11 protein-coding genes are annotated in these 22,192 nt (G+C 62.7%); 3 read left to right on the top strand and 8 right to left on the bottom strand.

The window, feature by feature from the left end; translation table 11 throughout:
• Positions 1-296 precede the first annotated feature (296 nt).
• The 4 genes from PAN31117_RS16660 to PAN31117_RS16675 form a co-directional block, all read right to left on the bottom strand.
• Positions 297-9,455, bottom strand: a complete 9,159-nt coding sequence (locus PAN31117_RS16660; protein WP_150739181.1) for a hemagglutinin repeat-containing protein — start codon at positions 9,453-9,455, stop codon at positions 297-299.
• Between the two features lie 22 nt (positions 9,456-9,477).
• Complete coding sequence (locus PAN31117_RS16665; protein ID WP_150739182.1) at positions 9,478-11,268, bottom strand: ShlB/FhaC/HecB family hemolysin secretion/activation protein; 1,791 nt, start codon at positions 11,266-11,268, stop codon at positions 9,478-9,480.
• 305 nt (positions 11,269-11,573) lie between these two features.
• Entirely contained in the window at positions 11,574-12,077 is a 504-nt protein-coding gene (locus PAN31117_RS16670; protein ID WP_150739183.1) for a DUF3331 domain-containing protein, read from the bottom strand.
• A gap of 2 nt (positions 12,078-12,079) precedes the next feature.
• Complete coding sequence (locus PAN31117_RS16675) at positions 12,080-13,381, bottom strand: NAD(P)/FAD-dependent oxidoreductase (RefSeq protein WP_150739184.1); 1,302 nt, start codon at positions 13,379-13,381, stop codon at positions 12,080-12,082.
• A 158-nt stretch (positions 13,382-13,539) separates the two neighbouring features.
• Here PAN31117_RS16675 and PAN31117_RS16680 point away from each other — a divergent pair, with 158 nt between their 5' ends.
• From PAN31117_RS16680 to PAN31117_RS16690, 3 genes are all read left to right on the top strand, one after another.
• Positions 13,540-14,199, top strand: coding sequence for a TetR/AcrR family transcriptional regulator (locus PAN31117_RS16680; RefSeq protein ID WP_150739185.1), 660 nt, complete (start codon positions 13,540-13,542; stop codon positions 14,197-14,199).
• A gap of 110 nt (positions 14,200-14,309) precedes the next feature.
• Positions 14,310-14,663, top strand: a complete 354-nt coding sequence (locus PAN31117_RS16685; RefSeq protein ID WP_150739186.1) for a RidA family protein — start codon at positions 14,310-14,312, stop codon at positions 14,661-14,663.
• A 132-nt stretch (positions 14,664-14,795) separates the two neighbouring features.
• A complete protein-coding gene (locus PAN31117_RS16690) occupies positions 14,796-16,028 on the top strand; it encodes an NAD(P)/FAD-dependent oxidoreductase (protein WP_150739187.1) in 1,233 nt (410 codons plus the stop codon).
• Here the strand turns inward: PAN31117_RS16690 and PAN31117_RS16695 are convergent, their stop codons facing one another.
• From PAN31117_RS16695 to PAN31117_RS16710, 4 genes are all read right to left on the bottom strand, one after another.
• A complete protein-coding gene (locus PAN31117_RS16695) occupies positions 16,029-17,699 on the bottom strand; it encodes a C40 family peptidase (protein WP_150739188.1) in 1,671 nt (556 codons plus the stop codon). It lies immediately after the preceding gene.
• Between the two features lie 120 nt (positions 17,700-17,819).
• Complete coding sequence (locus tag PAN31117_RS16700) at positions 17,820-20,324, bottom strand: TonB-dependent siderophore receptor (RefSeq protein ID WP_174991000.1); 2,505 nt, start codon at positions 20,322-20,324, stop codon at positions 17,820-17,822.
• A gap of 125 nt (positions 20,325-20,449) precedes the next feature.
• Complete coding sequence (locus PAN31117_RS16705) at positions 20,450-21,550, bottom strand: FecR domain-containing protein (protein ID WP_217429666.1); 1,101 nt, start codon at positions 21,548-21,550, stop codon at positions 20,450-20,452.
• 8 nt (positions 21,551-21,558) lie between these two features.
• The gene (locus PAN31117_RS16710; protein ID WP_246189137.1) at positions 21,559-22,092 is read right to left on the bottom strand and encodes a sigma-70 family RNA polymerase sigma factor; all 534 of its coding nucleotides are present in this window, start codon (positions 22,090-22,092) and stop codon (positions 21,559-21,561) included.
• Positions 22,093-22,192 lie beyond the last annotated feature (100 nt).

Genomic DNA, 22,192 nt, shown 5'->3' on the forward strand with positions numbered 1-22,192 from the left:
AGGTGACGGGGACTTGCCCCGGAACAGAGGAGTCGTAGTCTAGGAGTGCTCCTTGTCCCGTTGGGTTTCGTAACTCTTGCGGGCTTTCTTATAACCGGTTCCAAAAGGACGGATTTTTAAGAAGCGTGCACGGCCGCATAGTCCGCCAATAGCCATGGCGGCGAATCCTAGTAATGCAAGGGAGGCGCTAAAGTACGAGGGGGTAGCGAACTCGACCGTCAAGTACGAAATAGCTGCGCCAGCCACGATTAGTACCGTGCACATCCAGTCGGTCAGGTTACCGTCTTCAATTATTCTCATTTTTTGTTACCTTCTTGATTGTTGATTTCACTGATGCCATTGAAAAACGAATTGAATTTATTTTGAAGTAGTTTAGAATAATCGCTTGAATTAAAAATGTTGGCTGTCTCATTAATTGCTGGACTTATCATCGGGTATTTCGTAGATAATTGATCCACTATTAATGCGCTACCGCCGCTTGTCCAATATTGGCCAACATTTGGCTTCGCAAGTTGGACCACTGCGTCGGCCGCTACTGCGGTGACGGTCGCAATGAAGGATGCAGTGGCAAGCCCGGGGGAGTAGGGTGACGGAATTGAAGCGCTAGCCGTTGTGATCGCGCCAAATCGACTTGCTGCAGTCGATACTCCTCCCGCCAAATTGGCCACCGTTTCCCTAGCATCGGTTTCGACCGGGGTCGGCACGTATGTGAAGGTGAGGGGGACTTGCCCCGGAGTTGCAGATTCGTAGGTCGACATGATGTACGCCTGCAGTTCCCTATCCACCTTCGGCATCGATTGAACGATCAGCGGATTTCCTTGAGCGTTTTCCATGCGGGTATCGATCCATCGTGCTCCAGTATCGGAAGGGGTGCGTCCGTTCAATTCCTCTACGACGCCAGGTGGCACAAACGAGCCGTCGGAGTATTCAATGCCCATAAGTCGCAACTGATCCTCAACTTGCTCCTTGCTGTATTTGCCGTTACTTCGGTTTGCGATGTGTTCGGCAAGCGTTCTATCCGGATCCCCCAACTGCCGATTAAACCGATCCGTATTGAATCCGGTGAACGCGCCTGAACTGCCACCGGCCATCGCACCGACCGCTGTGCCTAGGCCTGTTGCGACAATCTGGCCGAGGGCCTCGTCCATGTCGGCGTTTCCGGTGGGGCGCTTCTTGCGGATGTCGTCGCTCACGCCGTTGAGTACGGGGCCGAGCTTCGAAGTCAGCCCTGCGCCTAATGCACCACCTAATGCATTGCCTCCACCCAACCCGGCGACGAGCGCGCCGCCTGCCGCGTGCATCGTCGCGCGATAGTCGCCGCCTTCAGACCATTGTTTCGCCTCTTCCAAGTACTGCGCTTTCAGCGCGGGATCATTGGTCTTCTCGGCAAGCTTTTCTGCCGCTTCCGCCTTCTTGTCCGCGTACGTGCCGATGTCGCGTGCGACGGCTTCGCCTGCTGCCGTCGCTGCCTGCATCAAACGTGATTGATCGCTGAGAAGATTCTGCAAATCTGGCGTCCGCGTGACCGTTCCATTCAGGTCCGCAGTATCTCTGTTGAGATTCGCCAAATCTTGCGTCTGGTTCGCCGCGTCGGTGATGACAATCGTCCCCTCGCTTACGCCGGTGCGAGTTGTCGCGCGCTCGCTGCCGCTTTCCATTTGCGGCAACATCGGAGAAATCCCACCCTTGTTCTTGCCCGACGTCTTGCCAGTAGTACGTTCGTTAGCACCCCCGTTGCCGACGGTGAACCCGCCGCCGAAGCCGAAGCTGTTCGCGCTGTAGTCGGAGTGGTTTTCAACGTCGCTGAACGTCAGCGTGCCTGTCGTCAGGCGGTTCTTTGAGGCGTCCGCTGTGCTCGCGATGTACGCGCCCTTCAGATCCGTATTCCCGGCGACAGCGATGTCGAAGCCGCCGTCTCCCGCCTGCAATCCCGACTGCTCGATTACGCCCGCGTAATTTCCGCTGGCATTACCGCGTGCATAGCTGGCGCTTCCTGATGCACCGCCCATACTGAGATTCACGCCGCCGCCCATGCTTTGCTGATGCGCGGATCCTTCGGTCGTGTCCTGCACGCTGGCCACGTTCAGGTCTCCACCCACGCGAGCGATGACGGTCTTCGCATCGACAACCGCCCCCACGATGTTCGTATCCCCACCGCTAACTATCACTGCGGTGTTGCTCGCGCTGATGTGCGTGTTGTTCTGGAATGCCGAATCCGTGTTGGCGTCGCCGTTCCCCTTCGACACGGAAGCGGAGATACCGAACCCACTCGTCCCGTATGACACCCCAAAGCCAGCATTCTTCGATTGGTTGTCGCTGCGCATCGACTCGGTGTCGGTGCTGTTGCGCAAGTTGACTTGATTGGTGGCTTGAAGGAGGACGTCCCGGGCGTCGACATTTGAACCTGTGATGTTGACGTTGCCTTTGCCCGAGGCCGCATCCCCAGTGGCGATCAACGCGACGGTGCCGCCCGCTCTGATGTTGCTGGCATCGTTCTGCGTCATGTCCATCGACGAGGTCGATTTGCTGCTCGACGACCCCCAGCTCAGCTCGACCTTACCTTCTGGCACCTTGCCTTTCTTCAGTGCATCCAGGGCCGCCTTGCCTTCGCCATACGCACCGTATGCGCCACTCCCCGCCGCGTAACCTCGCAGCGCGGACACCCGTGCGTCGCCGCCGTTGTCCACCGCTGCACGCGTCTGATTGGCGACGTTCTGCACGGCGTCGATGACCGGCGACTTGATCGCCAGCGTGAAGCCGGAGCGCTTCATCTCGTGCGTCTCGTCCTGATGCTGACGATTGACGGACGATTCGATCGTCACGCTCTGGCCAATCCCCGTGACGTCACCGGTCGCGACGATATCGCTTCCGCGAATCAGCAACTCATTGCCAGCGATCATGCTGACGTTTCCATCGAGCGCCCCCACGAGACTCTTGGTCTGCGTCACGCTGCTCTCGTTCATCCGGTCGCGTTGCTGACTACTGCCATAAGACACGCCCACCCCGCCGGACATACCGAACCCCGACCGCTTTTCCTCGTAGGAGGAATGACTCTCGCTCTGGCTCTCCGTCGACTGAATAGTGAGATCACGCCCTGCCTGAAGCGCGACGCCCTTACCCCCGACAATCGTGCTGCCTCGCACGCTCAGGTCATTACCCGCGACGATGGCGACGGCATCGGCGGAGATCATGCTGCCGTTCGCTTGCACCGTCTTCGAATCCATCGTGCTCGATGTGCGCTTGCTACTGACGAAGCCGCTGCGACTGCCTTCATGACGGCCGTGATATTCGTGGGTCTCGGTAACTTCGCCGACGACCACATCCCGCGCGGCCGCGAGCATTGCCGTCCCACGTTCGAGCGTGATGCCGCTGCCAAGCAAGTTGATGTCGTTGCCGGACGCAATCGTGAGACTGTCCCCCGCGTGCACGGTAGTACCCATGACCGCGTCATCGGATCGATACGACGACTCCGAGTAATCGCTGTCCGCGCTGCTGCTTCGCACGGTGGACGTCGTCACCGCAGCCTGTAATGTGACATCGCCCCGGGCCGCAATCGCGCCGCCTCCCTTGAGGTTGATGTCCGCCCCGGTCGCGCTCAGATTGCCGCCCACGCCGATATTGGAAACACCCCCGACAGTCACCGCGCTGCCCGTCGCCGCGTTGATGTTGGTATCGGATACGCCGTTCGCGCGGGAGACGACCTTCTGCTCGCCCGTCTGCACGGTGCTCAATTCCCAGTTGCCGCTTACCGCCATGCCGAGATTTCCGCCGACGTTCAACGTGCCTGCGTTTTGCTCGAAGTTGCCGCCAGTGGCGATCACCGCATCGCCCGTGACGTTAAGCGTCGCGGCGGGACCGAGCGTTGTCGAGGTGCGCGTCGCCCCGGTGTCGCTGACCTGATCGACACGGTTGACCGTTGTGTTTAGCTTCAGATCGCCACCCGCTTTCAATGCAAGGCTTCCTGCATTCACCGTCGCAGAACTCAGGTCGACGTCACCGACTGTGGACAACGTCATCACCCCGCCGCTCTGCAATGCACCGAAGGCGTTGTCGATGGACTTGCCATCGACCGTGAGCGTTCGCTCAGCGCTGAGCGTGCCGCTATTAGTGAATTGCTGCGTGTTCTTCAGATCGACGTCACGCGCAGCGATCAATGGGCCGTTCATGGTTTGCCGCCCCGTCTGCGCGAGATAGACGACCGGTACCAATACGGCTTGTCCGTCGACGACCTGCGTTTGCATCACGATCACGTCGCTCGTTAGCGCTGCAACTTGTTCCGCCGACAGGCTCATGCCAAGCGGCAGGTTCAGCGACTTGGCGAGCGCAGCACCGGAGGTCATCATTACCTCGAACATGCTTTCCGTATCGCCGAAGGGGCCGAGCACAGCACGTCCGGTGAGCGCTGTGATCTGATTTCGGACCAGTTGCTGCTCGTACATGCCGTCGCCCAGACGTTTGATCACCGTTTGCGGATCGACGCCGATCTGCTTGAGGTAGTAATCGCTGGAGATAAACGTCTTTGCGTTGGTAAAGGCTGGATTCGATTCGATGACGTACCTGGCACCCGGTGCGGTAGTCGGTCGGAACAGGCCGCCTTGCGGGATCGTCAGGTTCGCAATTACGTCTAACGCGACGGCGTTGGCGATGACCGGATCGATAAGTATTCCGTCGTGCTGGAACGAGGTGACGCCGGTGTTTGCGCCGCTCGCATTCCCGCCGAACGCACCGACGTTTACCTCTGTCGCATTCTGTCCAGGCAGTAACCCGAGCGATGGCGTGCCCGCACTCCCTGCGGTGTTCTCAACGCTGACACCCGAGCCGGAGAGCGTGCCGTTGGCGACGAAGCTCGATTCATAGGCGGGAAGCGCATAAGTACGAACGTCCGCAGGCGCGACCTGCGAATACCCACCGGGGCGTTGGGTCGTGAAGGTCGCGTCGCCGAAAGGAAGCTGCCAGTCATGCTTGCTGTTGTCGTAATTGTTGTAGTGGTAGTGCCCTGAGTATCTGACGGTGACCGCAGGTGCGGCCTGATCCCGCCAGCTGTTCTGGTCCAGCGTCGAGGGCATCGCGATGTCACCCGTCGCGGAAACCGCACTCCAGTAGTTCTGGAACAGACCCACCGCCGACGCATTCAGGTTCGCGCCCGACATGATCTGCGCCTGCGGGCTGATCGACGTCACGGTGTTGGCCGTCGCCACACCCCAGTACGACGTGAACATGTAATCGCTGTTCCACTCCCCGCCGTGCGGTTGCTCGATGTAGACGCCGCCGATGGCGTTCGGATTCTTGGTATTCACCTTGCCCGTCCGTCCACTCAGGCTGATGCCGAGACGGGCAATCAGCTCGGGATCCACCGACGAACTGAATCCCGAGGTTTGCATCGCACGCCGCGTATTCGTCACCTGATCCGCGTGCAGCGCCATGTCCGCGCCGGACTGAATGAGCGCCGAGTGATTTTGGATTCGGCTCGCATTGACGTAGCGACCGCTTGCGTCCTTGAGACCGGCAATAACGACGCGGCCTAGACCATAGATGGCTGTCGTCGCTTGTGAATCGGTACCGGTCGTGTCGTCGACGTTGTCGATGAACGGTGCGAGCAATTCCAGCGTTCCGTCGGCATTCGTCGCGCCAATCAGTGCGGTCGCGCCGATGTTCGATAACTGCGATGTGGCGGTGAGCGAGACATCGCCACCCACGAGCGAGCCGACATTGCGCAACGTGCGGGAATGCGTCGCGAGGGTTCCTCCGACAGTGATCGAGCCGTAGTTTGTGATGTCACCAGCGGTCACCGTCAGATGACGGATCGCCGAGAACGCGCTGCCGTTGGTGAACGTGCCCGGCAGCGTGATCGACAGATTGCGACCCGCTGCGAATTGGAATGTCGGCTGGAGCGTGAAATCCCCGCTAACGTTGATCGCCACATCCTGAGTCGCACGATATCCACCGCCGCCAGCGAGCGAGGCGGCACTGACGCTGAGATCCCGAGTGGCACCGATTTCACCACCGGCGTTGGTGAGGACTCCCGTTGTCGCCAGCGCAATGTCTCCGGGCGAGCCAGCAATGTTGCCGATGCTGCCGCCAGTGTTGTCGAGCGTGTCGGCATTGACGCTGACGCTCATGCCGCTTAACTGCGCGCCGTCGATATTGTCTATGGCGGCGGCTGTCACAGCCACACGCCCATTACCTGTGATGACACCTCCACGGTTGACGGTTCTGCCGGTGCTTAGCATCGCCGTGTCGCCATTCCCCAGATTGCCGACAAGGCCGTCCGTGTTGTCAATCGTCGTCGCGCGAACGGAGAGGGTGTCGTTGCCGCTCTCGGTGCCAGACTGAATCCGTCCCCGAACATTGAGCAGGTCCCCGTCGGTGCCGAGCGAGATGGACCCCAGCGACCGAATCAGACCGTGTGAATTGATGAGGTTGCTAAGGATGTTGGCCTGAAAATCACCGCGTGAGGACAGCGCGCCTTGCGTGTTATCGAGATGAGCCGCGAGCAGCGACAACTGACCGCCTGACACGATCTCGCCGCCGACATTCGTTAGCGTTCCAGTCCCCCCTCCCGGCGCGATGGTCAGTTTCCCCGTACCGGCAGATAGAATCTTCCCGCCGTTATTGTTGAGCGACGATGGCGTCAACGTAAGGTCCGAACCGTTGCTCTGCAACACGCCGCCCGCGGAGTTATCCAGCAAACCGTCGACATCGATCCGCATCGCGGTTGCGCCGTAATGCGTGATCGTCCCGCTTCGGTTTAGAAGGTCGGTCGCCTTCAACGACAGTTGGTTCGCTTTGAGCGTGCCGTGGTCGTTGTCGAGTGTGGTGCGGCTTGTCACGTCAAGATCGGGCGAGACGATGGTGCCGCCGCGATTGGTCAACGCGTCGACGCGTACCGTCGATTTCGCCCCACCGTTGACGATACCGTCTGCGTTCGTCAGTGTCTGGCTGGCAAGCGTGATGTCGCCGTTCGTGAGCAACTTGCCACCCGCGTTGATCAATGCGCCCTGAAGCGTTGCGCTGAGTCCACCTTTGCTGCTGATCGAACCCGCAGAGTTGTCGAGATGGTCTGCGCGGATGATTGCGATGCCGTTGCTGCGCACGGTGCCACCGACGTTCAGAATCTCGCCGTCTCCGCTATTGGCATCCAGCGTGAGCGTGCCGTTGCCTGCGTGAGTGATCGTTCCGCCGTTGTTGTTGATTCGGACGGGCGATAACGCCAGGTTCGTGCTGTTCGTTTGCAGCGTGCCGCCAGAAGAATTGTCGAACTCGCCCGAGATAAGGAGCGACATCGGCCCCGCGCCCGTCTGCGTGATCGTGCCGCCGCGATTGACGAGATCCGCAACACGAAGCGACAGTTGTTCGGCTTGCACTGCGCCGTCGCTGTTGGCGAGGGTCTCGGCATCCAGCGTTACGGACTTGCCAGCAGCGATGCTGCCGCCCCGATTGGTTAATTCCCCTGTGACGCGGACCGACGTGAGATTCGACGCACGCAGCGTGCCTTCGCTATTGTCGAGCGACCGGGCGGCGATATCGAGGTCCGACTGGCTGCTGAACACACCGAGATTCTCGATGTGTCCTCCGCGAATCATGACGGCACCATTGCCACCGATTGCACCGCCTTCTGCGTTCGTCAGTGTCTCAGAAGCCACAACCGTCATCGCATCGGTGCCAAGGGCGACGATGCGCCCAGCAGTGTTGTCGAGTGACGTTGTCGTCAACGAGAGGCTGCCACCGCTTTGCAACTGCCCGTGATGATTGGCGACGGACCCGCTTCGGATATCTATCGCACCGTCCGAGACGAATATCCCGCGCCGATTCGTCAGCCCTTCAGCGATCCGGGCGACCAGAGCTGCCTGTGACGAGACTTTGCCGTCGACGTTGGACAGGCGAGCGGCGTCAAGTGTTACTTCCCGACGTCCGGCCAGTGCGCCGTGGTCGTTGATCAGCGTGCCCTTGGCATTCGCGACGAGCCGCCTTTGCGCACTCGTGGAGGCGCGCGACAGATCCATGTCACCTCGCGTGGCGAGTAGCGTCAGATCCCCTTGTGACGATGTCTTGCCGTCCGCGAGATCCAGCGTGCTGCCTTCCAATCTGACGTTCCCGCCGGAAGTACTCAGACCGCTCGCACGCAGACGCCCGGAAGTGGTGACTGTCAGATTGCCGCTGGTATCAACGGACCCGTCACGGTGGATACCCGCACCGAGCGTACCGGTCGAGTCCATGTCTGCGGCCGTGGACGCCAGATGCCGCTGGGCGGCGAGTGTGCCGCTGTTGGCGAGGGTGTCGTTAGCGCGGATGAATGCGTCCCGTTGCGCGTAGACGGTCCCGCTATTGGCGATGCCCTGAGCATCGATCGCGATATCGCCGGAGGCATTGAGTTTTCCCGTCTGCACGAGATGCCCGGCGCTGGTCAGCGTCAGATCGCCCAGTTGTGCGGCAATCGTGCCGCCATTCGTCACGCCGACGCCGTTTTCAGTGCCGACCAGCGTGATGCGATTCGCGTACATGCCGCCGAGCGCACTTACGTCGACAGAGACCGCCGGGGCGGACCCATCTCCCGTCGTGACCGTCGTTCCCAGGGTGTCGTGATCGATTCGATTCGCGCCGGTAATGACATTCAACGTCTTGCCGTAAATGACGGCATTGGCCTGCACGGCGCGCGCAAGAAGATCGACTTGATCGACGTTGGCTGCGTTGAGCCCGGCCCCTTGAATGGCGATGCCGCCGCGCGTAACGTCGAAACCCTGAATTCCGCCATTCGCGTCGAAGATGGGTGTCCCGGTCGTGAGAATGCCGCGTGTGGTGTTGATGAAGCCACCGCCGTCAACCACGATGCCCGCACCGTTCGCCACGATGACTTCGGCCCGGTTCCCCGCGACTTCGAGGTGGCCTCGCAACTGACTCGGCGCATTGCTATCCACCTGATTCAGAATGATGCGAGCCGATTGGCCGGGCGCAAGGTGCGGATTCCCGTTGATCATGCCCGCCTGCTGAGTCTGCGTCATGGTCGATGCATTGTTCAGAATCACACCGGCTTGCGGAACGTCGAACTGGGAATACGTGTTTTGCGAAACACCGGCGGCGCTTGGCGTATTGATATCGACTTGCTGAAGGCCGTTGGCTGTCTGAATCACGGACGGCGGCAGATTGCCTGCGGCGGCCACTTGCGCATGAGCTGGCGTTGTGCCGAGGGCGGCGAGGGCCACGAGGGCCGCAAACGCCATAGGTCTCAGCGTGAGACGTGCGATGTGCCGTGCGACGGAACCCGCACGCATGCGACTCGCCCCTGCTTTGCTCGCCGTGCTGACCGTCTCCGCAACGGCCATCAGCATGCTTCGTGCCGGGTTGTGCACTAATCGAAAGAGGTTCTTGTTCATTGACGTGATGACCAGAGAGGGTGAGTGCCCTAGCGCAAGGAAGGCGAGCGAGGAAAGGCGGGACCGGAAACGTGACAGGCGCATGCGCAGCGCGCGTGCTTCGGCATCAAAGGTGGGCGGTTAGCTGAAATCCGACCGTCCACTTCGCTGTGGGAAATCCGGAGGGTTTGTGAAGCGGCGTGCCCGCGAAGAGGTCGTAGCCGTAGCTCCCGAAGCGCGTCACGACGCTGCCCTTGACGCCCATGACAGCCCCGGTGAGCCGCGTACCGTTCAGCGCCACGGGCTGTGGCCCCCAGACCTGTCCGAAGTCGACGCCCGCATAAAGGGACTGGGCCGTCTGCCCGATAGGGATCTGAAGTTCGTTGCGCCAATAGAAGCCGCGAGCGGTGGCGAGCATGGTTTCGCCGTCGAAGCCACGTACGGTGTAACGACTGCCGATCGAAAGGCTGTCTATGTAGTAGAGGTGGTTCGCGGTGTACTGACCGTGAAACGTGGTGACAAACCTGAACCGCTTCTGCGAGAGCGCGAAAGGCACGTTAACGTTGGCGTCGACGACGGCCATGCGAAAGCGATACGTCGGCCCGCCGCGACTGCCGAGACGATCCGCCTGAGCGCCGAATGCGCCGAGACCCTGCCGGTAGGCAATGAACCCGTCGAGTTGCGCGCTGCCCAGGTAGTGCCGTTGCGTCAGGCCTAGCTCAAGGAGGGTGTTGTTGCGTCGCTGGTGCGTGATTTCGATGTCTTCGATGAAGCTCTGTCCGAAGCGCCGCGACAGACGAACTTGCGCGCCGGTGACGTGGCGCTGACTGCGGGACAGCACACGATGGAGTTTGAAATCGACGGTTTGCGCGTTCCCGCTCGCGACGAACGTCTGATTCACACCTGCGATCTGCTGGTAGTACGTACTGGCGTACGCAGCAAGCGTCGCCGTTGTGTAGCCCCACGGTATCGAATAGCTGCCGTTCCAACCCCGGGATCCAAAGGTTCGGTCCCTCAGAAGCAAGTCATGCGTGACGCCGACATTGAACATGTCGTTCAGGCCGAGCGGATTGAAGACACCAGCGGAGAGGCTGCCCTGTAACTTGCCTGTCGCCCGCGTCCCGGCGTTGTCGACGGAGGCGATCAACGTCCAGGGGCGGGTGCGGTTAACGTCAAGCGCTATGTCGCTTTGTCCGGGCGCGTTGGATGCCGAGGGGATGATTTGCATCGAGACGTCCTGATTCGGCACGCGCTTCATTTGCTCCAGACCTTGCTCCAGGTCTCGCAGGTCCAGTACGTCGCCACTTCGCGTGGGAAATGCGTTTTTCCAGGTGCCGCGCAGTGTTGGATCGTCGAAGCGGATCTGACCGATGACGCCGGGAATCAGCGCGATGCGTAACGTCCCGGTCGAGAGGTCTTGTTCTGGCAGCAGAACACGTGTCGTGATGTAGCCGCGCCGCAATATCTCGCGTTGCAACCCCTTGACGATCGTCTCCAATCCTTGTTTTCCTACGCACTTGCCTGCGTAGTGACTCGTCCACTCACGGGCGAACGCGAATTTGTTCGACGTGGACGAAGCAGCGCCCTCACCCTGTGCTGGTTCGGAGAGCGCCTGCGGTGTATCGAGTTCGAACGTGTCGATGCGGAAGCACGGGGTTTCGTCCGTCAGCGTCGGCCATCCTGATGCGTCTTCATGCATCGATCGTACGTGCGGTGCGTTGACGTTCGCTTCACGCTCCCGCGCATCCTGTTGTTGCTGACGCTGCTGATCCTGCTCCGCTCGCAGACGGGCTGCGGCTTTGTCGGCGTGCGACGGTGGCGTTAATAGGTGTTGGGAGTGTTGGACTTGCTGAGCTTGCGTCCCCGAGACGTACAGCGAACACGCCAGCAAAAGCGTTCTTGTTTTCGTTGTTGGCATTGCAAAAGTTGAATGAGCGACGACGCGCCAAGCGCGGAAACAGCCGAAAAATCTACGGCGTTTGTGCTAATTCAACTTCTTGATATGGCTCAATGCTTCGGAGTCCAGATACATTGAGTGTCGGGACGATGCGGATGACGCCGGCGATGGCTGCGATGGAGAGCAACTCGGTCCGAACGTGCCGCGAAGCCTTGAGACGAAAAAAAACCGCCCTCAAGGGGCGGCAACACGCTGAAATCAAACAGGGGGAGGGGGGAACTACTTTTCAGCGCGCGGGTATGAACGGTGGAACGTGTGGCGTGCGATTACAGCGCCGGTTCGGGTTCGCGGTTCTCGGCCTCGCGCATGACGCGGATTGCTTCGGCGGAGATCATCGCATCGGCGTTGAGCGGCGGGATGTCGCCGACCAACGGGCGATAAACGAAATCGCCTACGTCGATGGTCTCGTTCGTCAACGCACACACGCCCGGATGGTGGGCCTTGCGGATGCGCCAGATCTGCGCGCCGTAGTTGCCACCCGTGGCGTCGTTCCACGACACCGTGATCGTCAACTCGCTGGAAATCTCCAGCACGCGCACGATAGGCGCGCGTCGCGTGTACGGGATCACCGGTCGGCAGACGACCGGCTCGGCGTCGAGCATGGCAACGGTGTGCTGCCACACGCCCTGATCACGCGATGCACGTGACGAGCGCGACGTATGGGACGTACGGGACGTCGGTGCGGACACCGACGAAGAAGAGGACGCTGCGGTCCCGGAGGCGCGGCTGCTGCCGCTTCGGTTCGGGCAATTGGTTCGATCGCTTCGCATGTTCAGGCCAGCCGGATGCGCGGCCCGCGAAGGCCGCCGAGTTTTTCCGCGCCCAGCAACACGGTTGCGCGGGCGAACCCGTGCAGCGCGTGCTGATGACGCCGGTACAACATGGCGTGGCTCCACTGCGCAAAGCGTCCGCGCACGATGCCACCTTTGAAAAAGCCGAATCGCCCGAGGGCGCCGAACGCGTTGTAGCCAGACAGCGACAACGACGCGCCAGGGTCGCGATAAGCGAACGGCGGAATTGCGCGGCCTTCAAGCCACGCGCCCAGATGACGGCCGAGATGCGCCGCCTGTTGCGTTGCCACCTGTGCCGTCGGCGGCAATGCACACTCGTCCTGCCCCACGCCCGACGACGTGAACGACGCGCAATCGCCCAGCGCGAAAATGCGTTCGTCCTGCGCCGTCTGCAACGTGGCGCGCACTACAACCTGATTCGCTGCGTTGGTCGTCAGTCCGCCGATGCCACGCAGACAATCCGGCGCTTTCACGCCTGCCGCCCATACCAGCAAATCGCCAGGAATGAGCTGGCCATCGTCGCGGTAAAAGCCGTCACGGTCGGCGCACACGACGCGCGTATCCGTCAGGACACGAAAGCCGAGTTGTTCGAGTTGATCTTGTGTCGAAGCGGAGACGTCGGGCGGAAACGCGCCGAGCAGACGCGGTCCGCACTCGATCAGCGTGAGCTTCAGTCGTTCGCAAATCTGCGGATCGCCGTAACCGGCGGCCATCGCGAATGTGCGGCTGAGTTCCGCCGCCAGCGCAACGCCTGTGGTGCCGCCACCGGCAATGACAATGCGCAACGCGTCGTCGTTCACGGCGCTGCGCAGCGATTCGCAATGCAATGCCGCGTTGAATGCAGCTGCCTGCGGCTGGCTGTCGATGAAGTGACAAACGTCACGCACACCGGGTAGCGAGGCGTCGTCGGCTTGCGAGCCCAGCGCGAGCACCAGCGCGTCGTAAGGCACACGACGCTCGTTGAGCAAGCGCTTGCCGTCGTGCCCTGCCATTTCCTCCAGCACAATCTCCCGGCGCTCGCGGTCCAGACCGCTCATGCGTCCCGCCTGATAGGTGAAACCGTTGCTGCACGCATGCGAGAGATACGCCACTTGAGTATGCGCGACGTCGCAAGTGCCTGCCGCCACGGTGTGCAGCATCGGCTTCCAGAGATGAGTGGGATGACTGTCGACGAGTGTCACGCGCGCAGCACCGGCACGGCCGAGCGTTCTGCCCAGACGAGTTGCCAGCATCAGGCCGGCGATACCGCCACCGACAATCACGATTCGGTTTGCGCGAGACATTTGGGGGGGAAATGTCCAATTCAACAAGTGATGAATAAGCGCATAATAGCGACCGTGTACCCAGCATGTCAAATAGGACGTGTCTGGGGAGGCAGGTACGTTCGGGTCGGGTAGACTTGGCGTATTGCCGTCGCGAAATCCGACCCACCCATCGCTCAATGACTCCTGATAAAGCTCTCTCGCAAGCCGAACCACCCCGCAAACGCACGCGTGGGCGTCCTACGTGCGACTGCACGCATGGTGCCGACGCGTTGCTACTGAACGCCCGTCGCATCTTCGCGCAACGGGGGTTCTATGCGAGTAGCGTGCGGCAGATTGCCGAGGCGTCCGGGGTCGATGCTGCGTTGATCTCGCACCATTTCGGCTCGAAGGAAGCGCTTTGGGTCGCGGTTGTCGATCAGATTGCGGCACTCACGCATTCGATGGTTGAAGAAACGCATGCCCTGCGCAACGCGCCGGGCGACGCATCCGAGCGCATCGAAAAGGCCGTGCGCGTATTCGTGGAAGCCGTTTTCGATAACCCGGACGTCGGCATGTTCTTTTCGACGGCCGCGACCGAAGAAGGCGAGCGACTCGACATCATCACGCAGCGGCTCGTGCGTCCGTATCGCGATGCGATGGTGCCGCTCGTTGCCGACTGGCTCAAAGCGCAGAACCGTCCGGTATCCGACGCCGACGTGATGTTCTTCATGCTCACGTCGGCCATCAGCAAGACCGTTTCCTACCGCCACATGATGGGGCCGTTCCTGCCCCCGGAAGGCATGGCCGATCTCAAGCGCACGGTGCTCGATTGCGCGATGGCGCTGATTCGGCAGTGAGGCAACGCTGAGAGGATGGGCGTCCCAACGCGGGAAGTCCGCAAGCGTCGTATAAGATAGCGGCACCCGGGCCGACTCCCGGCCCGCCTTTTTCTTTACGGTGCCCCCCTATGTCGAACGAAATCAAGCGTCTGCACACCAACGCTCGCATGAGCCAGATCGTGATCGCCAACGGCGTCGTGTATCTGGCCGGTCAGGTCCCCGACACCGCCAACGTGTCCGTCACAGAGCAAACCACCCAGATTCTCTCGCGCATCGATTCCCTGCTCGCCGAAGCGGGCGTGAACAAGTCGCGTCTGCTGACCGCGAACATCTGGCTCTCGGACGCCAAACACTTCGCCGAATTCAACGCCGTGTGGGACGCCTGGGTGCCCGAAGGTCACGCCCCGACGCGTGCCTGTGTGCAGTCGCCGCTCATGCGCGCTGGCCTGGAAGTCGAAATCGCCGTGACCGCACTGGCGTAATTCCGCCGTTCGTCACCTGTCCGTGCGCCCACCGCGCATGGACGTCGGGCTTAATCGCGTGCGATCTGTGACGCGTATGAGCCCGCTCCCCCTCCTTCTCTGATGGTCTGACAGCTCGTCGGACACCCGCTCATGACGTACGACGCCCTAGTGCTCGGTGCCGGTATCGTTGGTGTTTCCGTGGCTGTGCATTTGCAGCGACGCGGCATGTCGGTCGCGCTCATCGACCGCAAGTCGCCAGGCAATGAAACCTCGTTCGGCAACGCCGGGCTGATTCAACGCGAAGGCGTCTATCCGTACGCGTTTCCGCGCGACCTCGGCACGCTGCTGCGCTACGCACGCAATCGCTCCACAGACGTGCGCTATCACCCGTCCGCCATGGGGACTGTCGGGCCCTTTCTCGCGCGCTACTGGTATCACTCGGAACCCACGCGTCATGCCGCCATCGCGCGCGACTACAGCACGCTGATTGCGCACTGCGTGACGGAGCATCGCGACCTGATCGCGGCGTCACGCGCCGGGGCATTGTTGCGTGAAGGCGGTTGGGTGAAAGTGTTTCGCACAACGTCTGCGATGGACGCTGCACAACGTGACGCCGAGCGCTGGCGCCACGAATACGACGTGCCGTTCGAGCGTCTCGATGCCGAGCAATTGCGTATGGACGAGCCATCGCTCACGCACTCGCTGGTGGGGGGATTGCGCTACACGGCGTCCGATTCGGTGAGCGATCCCGGCGCGCTTGTCGCCGCCTATGCCCGTTACTTCGAATCGCTCGGCGGCCGCATTTTTACCGGTGACGCGACCACATTGCAGCCGCACTGGTCGGTGCAGACCGAAGTCGGTCGCATCGAAGGCCGTCGCGCGGTCGTTGCGCTGGGGCCGTGGGCGGACACCGTGACCCGGGCGCTCGGCTACCGCTTCCCGCTCGCCGTCAAACGCGGCTACCACATGCACTATCGTGCGCAGCCGGACGCGAAGCTGAATCAACCGGTGCTCGATGCGGAGTACGGTTTCCTCATCGCGCCGATGACGGGTGGTATTCGTCTGACGACAGGCGTCGAACTCGGCCTGCGCGACACGCCGCCCACGCCGGTGCAACTGGCGGCCGTCGAACCGCTGGCGCGCGAGACGTTCCCGCTCGGCGAGCGCGTTGACCCGGTGCCGTGGCTCGGACGCCGCCCCTGCACACCGGACATGAAGCCGATCATCGGCCCCGCGCCGGCGCATCGCGACCTGTGGTTCGCCTTCGGTCATGCGCATCATGGCCTCACGCTCGGGCCGGTGACGGGACGCCTCGTCGCCGAGATGATGACGGGCGGCACGCCGGTAGTCGATCCCGCGCCATTCAGGGCCGAACGCTTCTGATCACTGCGGCATTTCTTCCGTGGAGTCGACGCCGGGCGATGGCGTCGACTCGTTCGATTCGTCACCGCCGATCACGCTGATTTCGAACAGCGACTTGCCAGCGAGCGACCGCACTGCGGGGTCTTCCGGATAGGTCTTGAGCAGCGGCAGGATCACCGACCCGCCAATCACATTGCGACGGCTGTTATCCGCAGGCGATAACCCCCACACGTTCTGATACGTCATCGGCACGCTCACGCCGTCTCGCTCGGCATTGCCGAGATACAACATGATGTGACCGTTGATGTGGATCAGCGTCATCAGCGGCCGACCGCGCTCGGCGAGCGTGCGCAGGCGTGTGTCGATGTCGGCATTGCGCAGATCGGTGCGCCGACCGGCACGCAACTGATCGGACGAATGTCGCTGTAGCCACACGCCGAACGGCGCGAACAGACTGCGCGTCTCGGCCGAGCAATCGTTGTAGAAGAGCGTGTTGCCCCAGCCGTACGGACGTCCGATCTGTTGCTTCATCACCTGTGCCATATGACGTGGCGTCAGCGTCCACGGCATCCGCACGAAGCCCGATGCGTCGAGTGCCGTCGTCCGGACTTGCGCTTGGCGCTGCGCGTCGGCGATGGGGAACATCGCCATCTGACGACCGTCTCGCGACTGCACGAGCGGTAGCACGGTGCCGATGGGGGCAAACGTCCGGTAGAGGGCGGTGGTGGTGCCCGGCACCGTGTCGCTCAACGTCGCATCGCCACGCACGATGGCACCGAGGCTGCGTTGTGCGGCGTCGCGCCAGGTGGTGACGAAGTGCGCGTCGACGGATGCCACCGTGCGCGCATCGATCCAGCCGACGAGGTCGGGCGAATACACGAGCAGCCACGCACCGTCCTGACTGCGTGCAAGCGTGTAGACCGGCGTGCCGGGGCGCAGCGCGGAGTCCTGCAAGGCGTCGAACGGATAGCCTTCGCCCGCTTCACGGAAATCGTAGAACGCGGGATCGTTCGTCGGCAGCAGGCGCACGAGTGCGTTTTCGACAGTGATGCCACGGCGGTGCGGGTCGTATTGCCAACTGGCGTGATCGGCGTCGAGTTGCGCGAGTGCCATGTTGGACTCGATCGCGCGGATCCACGCCTGCGTATGGGGCTGAAAGTTCTCGCCGTAGGTCTTGCGAATGCCGGGGCGGCTGTTGTCGAAGCGGCTGACGCGGCGGGCCTGCGAATCGGCGAGCTGGGCTGCACCGCCCGCGTTCAGGAGCGATGTAGCGAGCCACGTACCGTTCCAAGGCGACGGATCGCGCGGTGCCGTGCCGAAGTAGCGTGCGCGCAACGCGTCGAAGCGCCGGGTCTGTTCCTGCGCGGAAAGTAGCGGTTGATCGTAACCTGGGGCGTCAGGCCGGATCCAGTGATCGACGTCCTGATCGTAATGCTCGATGGGGAAGCGGCTGATGTTGTACCGCGCGGGGGGCGGTGCTGATGCCGTGTGCCCGGTCGCAGGCGGCGATTCGGGGGCGGGAGCGCTGGCGCACGCCGCGAGCATGATGAGCGGCAGGACGGCGGCCAGCCATGTGAAGCGACGCAGCGCATGCCTTGTCGGAATGACACGGTGCTGGCTGTCTGGCGAGAAGACAGTGCGGGACGAGAGAGCGCGCTGCAAGGTGCCGCGCGCCGCGAGAATTGCGCCCATGTCGTGCAAAGGAGAGCCCGGATGCCGCCATGCTACTCCATCGACGCGAGGCAACTCACGAGACGACTGCGCGTTGGGGAAGCGGCTTGTGTGACGCCTCGTCCCCAACGCATCGACCTCTTACCAGCGCGCCGTCACGCTGCCGATCACCGTACGGCCGGTGCCGTAGTAACACTGCACGGTGGTGTTGCAGCCCGCCACATAGGTGCGGTCGAACAGGTTGGTCGCGTTCAGTTGCAGACGCCAGCGCCAGCCGATGTCGGCGTGCAGCGACGCATCGACGAGTGTCACGCTGGGCACCGAGAACGAGTTCACCGAGTCACCCGCCGTCTGGCCGAGATAACGGATGCCAGCCCCTGCGCCGAGCTTGGCGTCGCCCACGCTACCGAAGTTGTAGTCGGCCCACAGCGAAGCCATGTTGCGCGGCACGCCATACGGACGCTTGCCCAGGTCGGTGTTGTTGCTACGCGTGACCTCCACGTCCTGATACGTGTAGCTCGCCACCATGTTGAGCTTCGATGTGAGGCTCATGCGGGCTTCGATTTCCACGCCACGCGAGCGCACTTCACCCGTCTGAATCGTGTTGCGCGTGTTGGCCGGATCGGCGGTCGAGACGTTTTGTTGCGTCAGATTGAACAGCGACGCCGTGAAGATGGCATCGGTGTTCACCGGCTGGTACTTCACGCCGATTTCGTACTGCTGACCCGTCGTCGGCTCAAGCGGCGTGCCCGCGAGGTTGGTCGAGAGCGTGGGCAGGAATGACGTCGAATAGCTGAAGTACGGCGACAGACCGATGGCCGATTCGTACAGCAGGCCCGCGCGCCACGTGAACTTGTTCGGCGTTTGCCTGACCGACGAATTGTTGAGGTTGTTGTCGGTCGTCGACCACGTGAAGTCTTCGCGGCCGCCCAGCGTCAGATACCAGCGGTCCCAGCGCATCTGGTCTTGCAGGTACAGGCCGAGCTGTGTTTGCGTCTGGTCGGTGCTGGTCGTCGGATTGGCGGGCAGTACACCCTTGACGCCATAAACCGGTGCGTAGAGATCGAGCGACGGCGCGGAACCCGACCACACACGGTTCAGGAAGCGCTGCGTCTGAAAGTCCACACCGCCGACCACTTTGTGCGCGACGGGGCCGGTCGTCGTGTCGTACTGCACGTTGTTGTCGAGCTGCCAGCCGTTCAGAATCGGCGCGGCCTGATAGGCCGTGCGTTGCAGCGTGCGTTGATCAGCCAGCAGCGCGGTGCCGTAGATCGACTTGTAGTCGAGATCCATGTGCGTGAAGCGCGCCGTCGAGCGGAACTGCAACGCGTCGTTCACGCGGTGTTCAAAGCGGTAGCCGGTGGCGACCTGCGTCTTGCGATAGCGGTCGAACGACGGATCGCCGGTGAGCAGATCGCGGTCGATGCGTCCCCAGCGGGAGTCCTTCACCATGCCCAGCGCCGGGCCGTAGCTGACCGACGAGCCCATGTTGTCCTGCATATAGTTGACGAACCAGGTGAAGCTCGTCTGCGCGTTCGGACGCCACGTGATCGACGGCTGAATCATCAGACGGTCGTCGCTCACGTTGTCGGTCTGCGCGTTCGACATCCGGCCAAGACCGGTGATGCGATAGAGCAGCGTGCCGTCTTCGTTGGCCGGGCCGGTCATGTCCACGCGCAGTTGACGACGGTCGAACGTGCCGTAGTCGACGCCGATCTCGCGGTAGGCTTCCGCGCTCGGTGCCTTGCTTACCAGATTGACGAGACCGCCGAGGTTGCCTGCGCCATAGAGGATCGAGCTGGGGCCGCGCAGCACTTCCACGCGCTCAAGCGTGTACGGATCGACGCGAACGGCGGCGTAGCTGCCGGGGCGGTTCGCGATCTGCGGCACGCGCAGGCCGTCCCAGTAGACGTCGGCATTGAAGCCGCGAATGTAGAACCAGTCGGCGCGGGTGTCGTTGCCGTACGGGTCGGCGTTCACGCCAGCGGCGTACTTCAGCGCGTCCGTCACCGTCTGGACGGCCTGATCGTTCATCTGATCGCGCGGGATCACGCTGATCGACTGCGACGTCTGCATGATCGAGGTATCCGACTTGGTCGCCGTATCGCTGCGCGTGGCCACGTAGCCGACCACCGGACCGCGTGCGACGTCGCGTTCGGCGCGGGCGGTTACGTTGGTCTGGGGCAGGGCGACGGCCGCCCCGGTGACTGTTCCCGCCGTGGCGTTCGGGCCGGGCGCGACGATGTAGCCGCCGTTGGGCTGACCGGTCGCCTGCAGGCCCGTGCCTTCGATCAGGATCGCGAGGGCGAGCGACGGCGTGTACGTGCCGGAGACGCCTGCTGTGCGCTTGTCGGCGATCTGGGCGGCGTCGTACGAGATCATCAGGCCCGTCTGCTGCGCGAAGGCAACCAGCCCTTGTTGCAGCGAACCGGCGGGGATGTGCAGCGACTGCGCGGCGCGTGCGGCGGTGGGCGCCTGTGCCGGTGTTTGTGCATGAGCGTCCGGCGACGTGAGGACGCTGAGTGCAGACAGGGCGGTCAGGGTGAAGAGCGCGGCGGCGGCGAGGGTGACGGCGCTGCGTGCAGGATGAGCGGGCGTGCGGGCACGTGCGGCACGCGAGAGCGTGTAGCTGACGTGAGAAGACATGACGGCGGTTTCCTTTCCTGGGAGCATCGAAACATCGAAATGGGCTTTCCTGTCTATGCCCCGCGAGATTCGAAAACCCCTCAATCCGACGTCAAAAAATTTTCTGCGCGTTGGCGATGGCCGTTTCAGGTGTGCGTGCGGTCGCCGCCGACGGCGCGACGCGTCGGCACTTCGGTGGAGGAACGGCCAGTGTTTGCGCTCGCGTTGTTGCCCGGCTGAACGCGCACGAACCACCGGGTGTAGCGCTGGACGTCGACGGGCAAGGCGCGCGACAGCATGTCGAGCACGCGATCGGTGTCGTCGACCGGATAGATGCCCGATACCGGCAAGCGAGCAATCTCCGGTGCGCAGCCGAGATGCCCGCGTCGATAGCGACCCAGTTCCGCGAGGAACGAGCCGAGCGGCATGGCGTGCACCACGAGCATCCCTTGCGTCCACGCGGCGGCGGCATTGGCGACGCCAACATCGTCGAAGCGTGAGCGCAGGGCCGTGGCGTCGAAGGTGGCGCCCTGCCCGGCCGTGAGAACGACGGCGGCGTCGGCTGCGTTGGCCGGGACAACGCGCACCGCGCCTTCCTGCACGGCCACGGCGGCGCTGTCGTCGTGCTGGCGGACGGCGAATCGCGTGCCGAGCGCCTGAAGACTGCCCTGCGCGGTGTCGACGAAGAACGGGCGATGCCCGTGATCGGCGTCCGCGCCAGTGGTGATGGCGATTTCCCCGCGCACAAGCCGCAGACGGCGCACGTCCTTCGAGAAGTGCACGTCAACGGCGGAATCGGTGTTGAGTGCGAGGACGGTGCCGTCGGCAAGCTGCACCGTGCGGCGCTCGCCCACCCCGGTACTCAGATCGGCACGCCAGGCGCGCGCGGTGTTCGAGTCGCTGGCCAACCAGACCGCGCCCGTCACACCCGCGACGGCGATGAGGCCGAGCACGCGGCGTCGGCCCTGATTGGCATTCGCCCGCACGAGCGTGTTGTGCGCGACCAGCGGTGGAATTGTCCGAAGCTGCGCGCCGAAGTCGACCAGACGCTGCCACGCGAGTGCGTGTCGTGCGTCGGCATCGTGCCAGCGTTGCCAGGCGGCGTGCGTGTCGGTCGTATCGGCATGCGCTTCGTCATTGGTGCCGACGGCGTGCAGGCGGACGAACCATTCGGTGGCCGCAAGCGTGACGGCTTCCGGCAGCGGCGTGGCGGCTGAGCGGCTGGCGGCGCTTTGGTCGGAGGGCATCGAGTGGCTCATGCGGCGTCACCGAAGCAGCAGGCGTGCAGGGCTTTGACGATATGGCGTTGCACGGTGGCGACGGAGATGCCGACGGTCTCGGCGATGTCGCGCTGCGCGAGGCCGTCGAGTTGCGACATGAGGAAGACGCGGCGCACGACAGGCGGCAGGCCGTCGAGGCGACGGTCAATGTCGATGAGTGTCTGGAGCAGGATGGCGCGAGTCTCGGGATCGGGGGCGACGGCTTCGGGCTGTGCGGCAAGCGCATCGAGATAGGCGGCCTCGATCTTGCGATGGCGATGCAGATTGGCGACCAGCCCTTGCGCGACGACGGTGAGGAACGCGCGGGGTTCGCGCGGGCAGACGGGCGTGTCCTTGCTGAGCAGCCGCACGAACGTGTCGTGCGCGAGATCGGCGGCGTCGCCGTGATTGCCGAGTTTGCGATGCAGCCAGCTGCGCAGCCAGCCGTGATGATCGTGATAGAGCGCGGCCACGCCGGACGCATCCGCGCGTGCGTGATCTTTGCGTCCCCCGTTGTCGTCACGCATCATGATGTTGGCTTGGCCGCTCGAACTGGCAACCGTCGCTGATCTAGCAGCTTTTGAGGTTAATGATAATCATTCGCATCATATCATGACCTATCGTGCGGTG

It is taken from the genome of Pandoraea anapnoica (genome assembly GCF_902459765.1).
Taxonomy (GTDB): Bacteria; Pseudomonadota; Gammaproteobacteria; order Burkholderiales; family Burkholderiaceae; genus Pandoraea; species Pandoraea anapnoica.

Coding starts and splice junctions, on each gene's coding strand:
- PAN31117_RS16660 (WP_150739181.1), bottom strand. CDS start 9,455: ATGCGCCTGTCACGTTTCCGGTCCCGCCTTTCCTCGCTCGCCTTCCTT.
- PAN31117_RS16665 (WP_150739182.1), bottom strand. CDS start 11,268: ATGCCAACAACGAAAACAAGAACGCTTTTGCTGGCGTGTTCGCTGTAC.
- PAN31117_RS16670 (WP_150739183.1), bottom strand. CDS start 12,077: ATGCGAAGCGATCGAACCAATTGCCCGAACCGAAGCGGCAGCAGCCGC.
- PAN31117_RS16675 (WP_150739184.1), bottom strand. CDS start 13,381: ATGTCTCGCGCAAACCGAATCGTGATTGTCGGTGGCGGTATCGCCGGC.
- PAN31117_RS16680 (WP_150739185.1), top strand. CDS start 13,540: ATGACTCCTGATAAAGCTCTCTCGCAAGCCGAACCACCCCGCAAACGC.
- PAN31117_RS16685 (WP_150739186.1), top strand. CDS start 14,310: ATGTCGAACGAAATCAAGCGTCTGCACACCAACGCTCGCATGAGCCAG.
- PAN31117_RS16690 (WP_150739187.1), top strand. CDS start 14,796: ATGACGTACGACGCCCTAGTGCTCGGTGCCGGTATCGTTGGTGTTTCC.
- PAN31117_RS16695 (WP_150739188.1), bottom strand. CDS start 17,699: ATGGGCGCAATTCTCGCGGCGCGCGGCACCTTGCAGCGCGCTCTCTCG.
- PAN31117_RS16700 (WP_174991000.1), bottom strand. CDS start 20,324: ATGTCTTCTCACGTCAGCTACACGCTCTCGCGTGCCGCACGTGCCCGC.
- PAN31117_RS16705 (WP_217429666.1), bottom strand. CDS start 21,550: ATGCCCTCCGACCAAAGCGCCGCCAGCCGCTCAGCCGCCACGCCGCTG.
- PAN31117_RS16710 (WP_246189137.1), bottom strand. CDS start 22,092: ATGATGCGTGACGACAACGGGGGACGCAAAGATCACGCACGCGCGGAT.